Annotated in this window: 10 protein-coding genes and 1 pseudogene; 2 read left to right on the plus strand and 9 right to left on the minus strand. The window is 49.6% G+C overall.

All coding sequences use genetic code 11. The annotated features are described in order from the left end of the window. Positions 1-28 precede the first annotated feature (28 nt). The 8 genes and pseudogenes from QA600_RS21520 to QA600_RS21550 all read right to left on the minus strand — a co-directional run bounded on the left by QA600_RS21520 (position 29) and on the right by QA600_RS21550 (position 7157). Complete coding sequence (locus tag QA600_RS21520; protein ID WP_278293989.1) at positions 29-1312, minus strand: hypothetical protein; 1284 nt, start codon at positions 1310-1312, stop codon at positions 29-31. A 79-nt stretch (positions 1313-1391) separates the two neighbouring features. Beyond that, positions 1392-2000 carry a hypothetical protein gene (locus QA600_RS21525; RefSeq protein WP_278293990.1) on the minus strand — a complete coding sequence of 203 codons (609 nt, stop codon included), beginning with the start codon at positions 1998-2000 and terminating at the stop codon, positions 1392-1394. Between the two features lie 73 nt (positions 2001-2073). After that, positions 2074-2438, minus strand: a pseudogene (locus tag QA600_RS22860) (zinc ribbon domain-containing protein); the annotation flags it as partial. A gap of 84 nt (positions 2439-2522) precedes the next feature. After that, positions 2523-3365: a hypothetical protein gene (locus tag QA600_RS21530; RefSeq protein WP_278293991.1), complete on the minus strand. Its 843-nt coding sequence runs from the start codon at positions 3363-3365 to the stop codon at positions 2523-2525. Positions 3366-3408: 43 nt separating this feature from the next. Beyond that, entirely contained in the window at positions 3409-3825 is a 417-nt protein-coding gene (locus QA600_RS21535) for a hypothetical protein (RefSeq protein ID WP_278293992.1), read from the minus strand. Positions 3826-4049: 224 nt separating this feature from the next. Beyond that, a complete protein-coding gene (locus tag QA600_RS21540; RefSeq protein WP_278293993.1) occupies positions 4050-4688 on the minus strand; it encodes a hypothetical protein in 639 nt (212 codons plus the stop codon). A gap of 355 nt (positions 4689-5043) precedes the next feature. Beyond that, positions 5044-6276, minus strand: a complete 1233-nt coding sequence (locus QA600_RS21545) for an ATP-binding protein (RefSeq protein ID WP_278293994.1) — start codon at positions 6274-6276, stop codon at positions 5044-5046. A gap of 134 nt (positions 6277-6410) precedes the next feature. After that, positions 6411-7157: a recombinase family protein gene (locus QA600_RS21550; protein WP_278293995.1), complete on the minus strand. Its 747-nt coding sequence runs from the start codon at positions 7155-7157 to the stop codon at positions 6411-6413. Positions 7158-7441: 284 nt separating this feature from the next. On the opposite strand from QA600_RS21550, the gene QA600_RS21555 reads away from it, so the two are divergent. Both QA600_RS21555 and QA600_RS21560 read left to right on the plus strand, forming a co-directional pair. Beyond that, on the plus strand, positions 7442-8125 hold the full coding sequence (locus tag QA600_RS21555; protein ID WP_165161541.1) for a nucleotidyltransferase domain-containing protein: 684 nt from the start codon (positions 7442-7444) through the stop codon (positions 8123-8125). A 3-nt stretch (positions 8126-8128) separates the two neighbouring features. Continuing rightward, a complete protein-coding gene (locus QA600_RS21560; RefSeq protein ID WP_165161540.1) occupies positions 8129-8623 on the plus strand; it encodes a hypothetical protein in 495 nt (164 codons plus the stop codon). Positions 8624-8906: 283 nt separating this feature from the next. Here QA600_RS21560 and QA600_RS21565 read toward each other — a convergent pair. Further along, positions 8907-9378 (minus strand): HalOD1 output domain-containing protein (locus QA600_RS21565; protein WP_278293996.1); only part of this gene is annotated, 472 nt, incomplete at its 5' end.

Raw genomic sequence — 9378 nt, forward strand, 5'->3', positions numbered from 1 at the left:
CAATACCCTCACCGGGCGTGAGGCGGTTTTACTCGTATCTCTTGTCTTCTGCCTCCAATTCGCCGAGTTGGCTGTACTCATCCAACGAGTCAGTACCAATCAACTGATTCCGGATAAGTCGTTGGAACAACCGCAAGCTTGCTTGATAGTCTCGAAACAACTCGTCAACCGTCGTTCCGAGATTGTCTCCATGCATCACGTACTGACGCGTCTGATTGTAGAAATATTCGTTCGCATACTCCTCGTCGTCAAGTTTAGAATCCTCATACGACTCTGAAAATTCAGCCAAGTCCCGTACCTCGACATCCAACTTATCCACAAGATGGATAATCCGCTCCTCCGTCTTTGCGTGCTCCGGTCCTAAGTCAGAATGACGCTTCGCCAGCAGCTCAATTCCCGAACAAATCGAAGCGAACTTTGAATCGAGTGACCGTGCTCCCAATAACGCGTCCAGATACCAACTCAACACCATGTGAATCCGGTACTTCTCGCGTAGTTCCTCAACATACCCGTCGTAAGCTTCGTCGAGGAACCGTTCCGTATCTTGTCCCCAGACAATTCGCCCACCGACGAATCCATGGCCCATGATCTTCCGATAGATCGGTACCCACTTCTTGGCCGTGAACTTTGGCTCTTCGTCACCAACTCGAACAACTTCGGCTCGAATCGGCGACGGAAACACTCCCTGTGTGAACGACAGTAACTCCAGTACATCCAAGGAAGTTTCGAGTGCTGCCTCAATTTGTCGCTCCGGCGGCCCATTCACCTGTTGAGTGACTTGGATACTTCCCGTTCGCAACGGACTCCGAGACTCTTTGATGTGCTCAATGCGGTCCTTCATATCCTGAAGCGTGGATATACTCATTGAGAACTCATCTCGCTCAAGTAGTGGTCTCTCTTCGATACCCTCAATAAACGGGTTAGAGGGACCAAAGCTCAGCAAATCGATTTCAATAGTGACTTTTTCTTCGACTAAAGCCTCTTCGTCCGATGAGTCGAAGAAGACAGTGGAAGGTCGGATTCCATTGATAAAGTACCGAAATCCACCAGACCCGAACTTTATACTCGGACTGTCAATAGCATCCGCGAACTCCACAACTGCCCCTGATTCCGTTCGTCCGGTGAATGTGCGCTGTCTTCCGACTTCTTCGCCAGAGATCCGATCTTCGAATCCTTGCGGGGCCAAAACCTCGACTTTTCCGTCGAACTCTACAGTAATCGAGCCTCCTTCAGTTAATTTCACCTCTGCTTCGGCAGTCGTATCGAACACATCAATATTAACAACTTCAGAATCGACGACCTTGTCAAACATTTGATTGGCTTGGAGCTACACCCACAAATTGCTCCCGGAACGAACATAGTAAGTACGGGTGGGTTTCTTTCAGCATCACTTACGCCATCTCATTATCGAACGCCCAAAGGGCCATATCAACCTCTCTTGCAGACACACCCTCCGCGTCAGCGATTTCCCGTACATGATTCATATAATATTCGTATGCCTCTGGACTCTTCAGATAGGTTCGGAAGTGTTCCAGAAACTCGGCGTACTCAGTATATTTTGGAAACTCTACAATATCGGGTTTTAGACCAGCAAGCCCTCTAAATGCTCTATAATCGATGATTGCATACTTTGACGGCTCGGATACTGTCAATACTGTTGAAGCCATTGGAACACCGATCCCGCTGAGTTCGGTTAGAGCATCAATTGCTTCCTTGTCTGTTGAGACTTCTTGAGCGATTTGAAGCTGCTGCGCCACCTCTTTAGAAGAATTCTCCTTAATATTGGAATCATTCCGGCCGCTCTGGAGTTTCCATTGGCTGATTCGCAGTAATTCGTCTACTGAGAGTTCATACTCTCGTGACTGAATTGCGTTTGATATTGAACTAAATAGGGGATCACTGTCTTGTTTCCAATTACCACCCTCATCCAGATACTCAATCGGTTTCTCTTCCCAATCCTTCTGAAATTTTTTCACCCATGCTCGAATGTCATCATCCATAGACTATCCAACCAACAGCAACAGAAAAGGTTTGGCCTCAAATTCAGACATGAAATGTAGGTATTATCCACTGTCACGGAAGCTCGTAGCCGCAATTAGGGCAGAATTGTTCGTCGCCGTTAAGCAAAGAGAGGCACGACACACAAATACAATTACTCGGAGAGGTGGCGATATCGTCCAGGAAATCCATTGCGGTCCGTGATTCGGCGCCCGGTCCATAGCCGTTGGAGTAGCCCGGTAGTGTTGAGGCCCACCGGACGGTTCCCTCGTCATCGACGACGGCGATGTTCCCAGCGATGTCGAATTTTCTGTCGCGTTTGAACGCCTCAGACGGTGTCTGATCGATGGTCTGATTCAGATCCGGTTGCGTTTGAGATCCCGTTCGTAGACGTCTTCGGGAGTCGCGTGCCGTACTTCACCTGGGAAGTCCGTGATTGGTCTGTGCGTTCGTAAGGAGACAATGAGCCGTCATGGGCCACATTTGGCTAAGAGATTAGATTGGAACCAGTGAACTGCTTCTGGTTATTCTGGAGCCACGAGTTGAATATGATTGGTGATCGTCCACGTCCCATCCTCGTCCTCAAGAATTGCACTTTCACCATCTTCTTGGCGAGTTCCAACTCGAACCTTTTTGGTTTTCGTTACAGGCCCTGTTGAGTGCTCTAGTTCCAGTTCAACGGTAATATCTGTAAAGACGATACTGGAGTCGGTAACCTCCACAAGACGAAATGACTTGAGATCAAGATTTGTAAATTGATCTCGGATTTTACCAGGGTTTTCTGTCGTCCCATCGCGGGTAATCAGTTCGTTTGCCATCCCCCCATAATTCCTCTGTTTCCAGAGCACCAAAAACTCCACAAACGCTCGTTCCGGAGTTCCGTCTGGGTAGTCCTCAGGCAGACCCGTTTCCGGAATATCATCACCGACAACTACCCCCCGTGGTTCCCATTCTTCACCCCGCTGGCTAATCCGTCGAATCCGCTGCTCCTGCTCAACGATATCTGCTAGTGTTCGTTCCTCCACCTCCTCTGGTGGTTCTAACTCACCCTCCTTCGCTTTGATAGCCCATTCTCTCACTGCAAACAGGGTCGCCCATGTTTTAGCCGCAACCAGCTTGGAATCATACCCTAAGTCCATTCCGTGCATGATGCCGTGACGATACGGTACGGAGATATCCTCTGTCCGTGTCTTTTTACGTCCTTTCAAGAACGTCCCCCGAAGTTTCTCAAGTCCAGTTGGGTGAGCTGCCATTGAGTCCCAAGCCTCAAACGTCGCTTCACGTGATGAAAAGTCCAACGCTTCCCCATGCACTGAGACATAAACATCTTGAACAAAACCATCAATTAGGCTCAGTACGACTGGCACACAAGCATGATACCGCGCTGCCTCATAATCCACTAACGCTTTCTCAGCAAGATTTATTCGAGGACGAAACTATTTGTCCTAATATTAAGAGCCGCTTTTGGATCCTTTCTGGGTCATAGAATGATACCAACGTCATCTCTGCTGCTTCCATATCACCGCTTTCAGCTAATTCAATCGCTTCTTGAGCGACCTCGTAATCAAACGACTCGTAGAAAATCCACCCACGCTCAGCAAATAATTCGTTGAATCGATCTGGGACCGCAGCTAACGTCCGCGTTTCCTCAATCAGTTCACTAATCCCTTCTTCTTCCAACATTGCTTCAAGGCCATCTACATCAACTCCTGACTGCTCTAACATGGGCCGCAATGCCGGAAGTTGCTCTTTCAATTGTGCAAACATCTCTGCATCCTCTAACAGCTCCTGGACCTGTGGGATATTTCGAATGTTATCCTCATTCATCGCTCTTTATCCTGTTCTGTATTCTATTCCTCAATTTGTTAATCACTTTCCCCTTCTCCGACTGGTCCTAAGTATTGAAATAGCCTATCGAGATGTTCACTCAGAACTTTTTCAACATGAGTGATTTTCATATTGAATCCGGCGAACTCCAGGAGTGTGACGACTTCTTCAGGTTGTTCGACGAGTCCCACAGTCGAGCTTTTGAGGTCTGTGGCCGAATTGTGCTAATCAAGACGAACAGCCGCATAGTAATCGACAAATAGTGGCAAATACGCCTTTACGAGGTTCATCGCACCATCATAGGCTCTTGGGGAGATTGTCCGACCGATCGTTACCAGTCCGAGGAAAGTAAGTGTATAGGGCTTGCTGAGGCTTCGATTCCACATTCGGTAGGATCGAATAGAGGCTTCCTTCCGACAGGATAGGATTGTTGGTTCATAATACCGTAACTCCCTATTCATTCGCTGTGTCACCCACCGGTTGCCCTTCAGACTTAACACGTAGAGCAACCAGAGCCCGACGATCAGAGCGACCAGACTACTCCCGGTTCGGTGAGGGGAGAGCATGATCCAGTCTGCGGCTGTTATGAGAAATTCTGGTACGCTTCCAATAGTGTAATGGAGAAACCCGATGGTGACGAGGAGGATCGCAGTAACGAGGGTGCGATGGGTTCTCAGAGCGTTAATTTTCTTGAGTACCAGTTTGTGTGGATCGTAGTTTTCTGCGGCTTTCCCGAATTGAATTGCTTCGTCTTGGGCCGTCGTAACTGATCGTTTTCTCAGTGCTTCTTGCATGTGGGGTTGGGTGTTTACAGCTTCATAGACCTCGAAGATATCTTCTCTCACTTCGATGTAGTCTTCCACGTTCACGAGGTGTCGAAAGGTTGGTTTTGAAGGTGTTGGGACGGAGAACCCTGGCATTTTCCCACACTACAATTTTAATTATTATAAAAATAACTGTGTCCTATCAAGATTCTACTGGGGGTTCCCGCATTCAAAATTTGAATTATTACCACTCTGGCAGTGGTTGTTGGAGAAACTCAGGAGCTACTTAAACCAAAGAGGTTTGATCCTTATAACGAGAAGGCACTACCATCCAGCAATTTCACTTGTGCGAGCTATATTATATACCTCTGATGAAGCCCTCGGTGGTTGATAAAACTGGTATTTAAATAGAGAGAAAAAGTTCAGCATGGCAACCCATGGCTTTTTGAACAACTTAGAGAAGTTGCTTGCTGTTGATTTTGACGCTACCGCCAGTCCATTCGCCGTCTGTATAATTAGGAGAGCCGTCTTCCCAGCTCATTTGGTGATAAATTGTGTTAATGATGGGTTCAAGTTCCGTGGCGATAGTGTCTGTACTAGTTGTGAGCTCTGCGGGTGGTGTGGTGAAGACATCGGTTCCTATAGTTCGATTCCCTGGAAGGAACGTGGAGGGAAGGCCGCGTGAGTCGTCCAATTTGTATTCTGCTGCATCCAAGAGAGATATGAACGTATAGATTGGCCCAGTGAAGCCGAGTTCCTCAAAGGCGGAGAGGGCTCGTTGAACACCGACGATGATCGAGGCATCAAGCCCCATATTCTGGCGACTAACTTTAGCCTGGATCATGGACTCGTCATTCCACAGTGAGAACATTCTGTTCCCGACTGCTTCGTATAGACCATCGTTGCGTAGTAGCCCATAGGCATACCAGTCATCACCGCCGCCTCGTGTCCACGCGTATCGTGCCTCTGCCGTCATGTCGTCGCCGTTAATAGTATCACCGAGCGGTTTCGGGACCGGAAGAGTGCTGGCAGGAATATGGTCTATATCTCCGATCATCGCTGTAGGGAGAACATGTACCACAGTCATCGCTCCGGGCTCCAACGCAGAGGCGAGACCATCACGGTTGTGGATAAGTCCGATTCGATCGTCGCGGAGCTGTTTCAGTTCTTCCAGCATATCGAGCTTCTCTGTCCCGAGGATGCGGTGGCGCACTTCTTCGACAGTGAGTTCAACTTTGCCAGTGGGAGATCGGGCGTAGAAGCTGTTGTTCATTGTTTCACGGTGTGGTGCCCGCCAGCTCTGATCGACCTCGATCACGAATATGTAGTTGTTGTCAGTGACGTGGATAGAGCCAATATCGAAAACTCCGGGTGGCAACTGAGGATCTGTATTGGTGCGAAGAATACTCCCCCACTGCTCTTTCAGTGTATCAGGATCATCGACCTCGAATCCTTCCGCGTGTTGAGGCACACCACAATCCTCGTCAACACCGACTATGCAGTACCCTCCATCATCATTTGCGAGCGAGATGACTTTACCTACCAGTGTCTGCTTATGTTTCGCAGGGTATCGATTGAGATTGAGTTCGCGCTTGTACTCAATTGTTTTTCCTTCATCAACCCCTTGGTCTATCAGGTCATGTATATCCTCAAGGGAGAGGTCATCCACAGAGCTGTCAAAGGGCATACTATCACTGTTAATCCTAATCTCTTAAAACATATCGAGGTCAACCTCGGATAGTATCTCAAATTGAGATCATTTTGAGTTGGGAATGTAGGGGTACTTTGAACCCATGAATACAGTTGTGCTCCCGCTGTGTCTCACATCCTTCCATCATCCATAGCCAACTCCCGGTACCAGTCACGCCGGTCGAGGATATTCTTCAGTGTTCCAACTGACTCGATTGACGTCCGTTCGACAATGTCTCGGTACGAGTATTCTGGCTCGTCAGATTCCGCCATCTCGATAGCTGTGAGCACATCGGGGAACGTCTCTGGATTCGGGATGAGGTATTTTCCGTCAGCATCGTACGTAGTACCCCACTTCGGGCGTCCCTCGTCGTATCCGTTCTCTCGCCGTCGTTGGAGTGCGCGCTTTGCCTTGCGGATCTCTTCCTGTTTGGTTACTCGTTCGAACAGCCGGTGCATGTCGTGAGTCAACTCGTCCTGTGCGACGTCGGCGACGTACGCAATCTCCACATCTCCCTGCTTGCAGGCGTACGTGATGATGGTGAGGTATCCATCTCGGCAAATGCGCCGGTCGTCGAAGGCGACGAGATAGTCGTACTCTCCGTTTCGAAGCTGTTCGACGACGTCGAGGACGTCCTCGTTTTGATCGATGAGATCAGAGTCTTCATCCCGAGTGAGTGAACTGAACCCGGTGTGGACGCCCAGGTCGAACATCTCGACCTCGTCGGCGAGTTCGTGTGCGAGTTTCGTGACGACTTCACGTTGCTCTTCGAGTCCGATGTCATCGTCTGACCCGCGAGATTTTCGAATCCACGCAAGTGCCTTACTCATTGTCACCCCGAGATGTGATCTGCAATTCGAGTTTGTTCCGAGATGCAACGGACCACTCGACGTCGGCTCCCGCGAGATCCATCGCGTCTGCAAGTCCCTTGTCTACTGTGACGACGTATTGCCCGTTGGATTTGAGCTGAACTTTTGGCATCGGAGTATACCGTTATTTCTAACGGTAGAGCTAAAGGTATTTCGGGGTGTTCAGAAACTCCAGATTTCCTGAACAATACTTGCTATGCGGAACCTCCGTGAGTGGATCTCCGTGACCGAAAGCGCAAGACTGAGAACGGCGGGCGTAACACTTTTGCACATCCTGCAATATCTTGTCTATTATGCAAGAGCAGATGCGGGTGCTTCTCGATTTCCCCTTTCCGGAGGAACGAGTCTTCCGATACCAGGCGATGCAAGACATCCTCCATCATTTGGTGAATAACCCGTTCGAGGAGTTTACGCAGAAAGAATTAGCGACGATCACTGACTCCGATATCTCTTCTGTCTCACGAGCTGTCGAACTCCTCGAACAGATGGGTGTCCTGGATATTGCGAACGGGAAACCAGCACAGATCAGGATCGATCAAGATCACATCACTGGATCTAACCCACTGTTCACCATTCCACAGCGAGAGTTTCGAAAGCCGGTACAAGCATTCCTCAATGAACTCGCCAAAGACGTCGAAGCCTCTGATGACGTTGACGAGGTGGTTGGGATCATCCTCTTCGGAAGCGTAGCTCGTGGACAAGCCGATCGGAGTAGCGACATCGATCTCCTCGTCATCGTCAAGGGAAACCTTACGTACGGACGTCGCCTCGCTTCCCAACTCGTTAGAGACTTGGAGGAACGAACGTTCCATGGAGAACGTTACCAGTTCGAAGTGCTCGTCGAGACGCCTGAATCTGCTGCATCACACGGGGAAAAGTTACGAGAGATCTTCGATGAGGGACTTGTTCTGGAGCGGATCGGTGCATTAGAGGATGTTCGAAAAGCGGCATATGAAACTGAACGAGGAGGTGAGTAAGCGATGCCGATCACGCTTACCGATGTAGAGCCGGAACTCTCAGATGCTGAAACAGCGTTCCGCCACGGCGGTCAAGACTCGGAGATAGGACTTGATGTCTCTGACGCGGGACTCGTTCAACTTCGCAAAGCCTGTCGATCGCTTTCAGGTGCAGATCAACTGCTGACTGATGGTTACTACACGCTGACGATCGAAGCAGCGTTCACCTCCATCGAGAAGACGTTCATGTTCTGGTTAATTCATGAAGGGCACCAGGATCCGGCAAACCCTCCCCAGTCACATACGACTGCAATCAATCGCAGCGCGGAAGTCGGGTTCATCAGTGAGGAAGTCGCGTCTCGACTTGACGACCTCTGGACCGAAAATCGTGCACAGACGTACTATCAGGACGGAATGCCTACCCGGGAACGAGCAGAGGCAATGTTGACGCTTTCAACACGAATCCACCGGCAGATAATCCATTTGGTTGGTCAGTCCTACGAGTGTATCTGCGGATAACGAATTCGGGGGATAGAGCACGCCGCAATCGTTTGAGACAACCGTTCTTAGTGATGAGATCAGTCAGGTTTGCGCTCACGAAGCAGCCATTGTTGTTCAAGGGGAGCCATAGCGATAGACGGCTCTGTTGAAATCCTCAGCAGATGATAAGTGTCGCCTGCTGAATATAGAGCTTGGATGCAGCACCGCGGATTTGCTTGTTGCACGCCAATCAATGGGATTATTGATTTGCTAGATGAGCAACTATGTCTTCCAAGGCAGTGTCTTTGCAACCAGCCGAGCGTTAGGGTGCAGGAGACCCGAAAACAGGCTGTGGGTCAGTAGGCTGCGTCCCGTCACAGACGCGAATCCGGCCATCGCCTCGAACAAAAACGTTCCAATGGTCGATCCTGAAACCGAGGATGGTTTCGCTATCAGCAGCCCCCTTGTGCTGGAAGAGGTTGTTGAGGCTATCGGCATCGATGAACTCGTACAACGGTGGTAATTCGACCGGTTCAACATCAGCTGCTGTCGCCACTGCGTCAATAATCTCCGCTACTGGTGTTTGTTCCCCATCTGCTTCATATTGTGCATCGACAACCGGGGTACAACCTCGGTAGACCGTCATGGCTCCCGATCCCATGCAAGAACCTTGAGAGTGACTGGTTATCAGCTTGCTGCATTGTTCAACCTCGCAATAACATTCAAAATTCATGCTGTCCTGAAAATTCAACATCTTGGTGAACTTCGTTAGCACCTGTGCGACACTCGCGCTG

This window comes from Natronococcus sp. A-GB1 (assembly GCF_029688845.1).
Taxonomy (GTDB): domain Archaea; phylum Halobacteriota; class Halobacteria; order Halobacteriales; family Natrialbaceae; genus Natronococcus.

Coding starts and splice junctions, on each gene's coding strand:
- QA600_RS21545 (WP_278293994.1), bottom strand. CDS start 6,276: ATGCCCTTTGACAGCTCTGTGGATGACCTCTCCCTTGAGGATATACAT.
- QA600_RS21555 (WP_165161541.1), top strand. CDS start 7,442: ATGCAAGAGCAGATGCGGGTGCTTCTCGATTTCCCCTTTCCGGAGGAA.
- QA600_RS21535 (WP_278293992.1), bottom strand. CDS start 3,825: ATGAATGAGGATAACATTCGAAATATCCCACAGGTCCAGGAGCTGTTA.
- QA600_RS21520 (WP_278293989.1), bottom strand. CDS start 1,312: ATGTTTGACAAGGTCGTCGATTCTGAAGTTGTTAATATTGATGTGTTC.
- QA600_RS21525 (WP_278293990.1), bottom strand. CDS start 2,000: ATGGATGATGACATTCGAGCATGGGTGAAAAAATTTCAGAAGGATTGG.
- QA600_RS21560 (WP_165161540.1), top strand. CDS start 8,129: ATGCCGATCACGCTTACCGATGTAGAGCCGGAACTCTCAGATGCTGAA.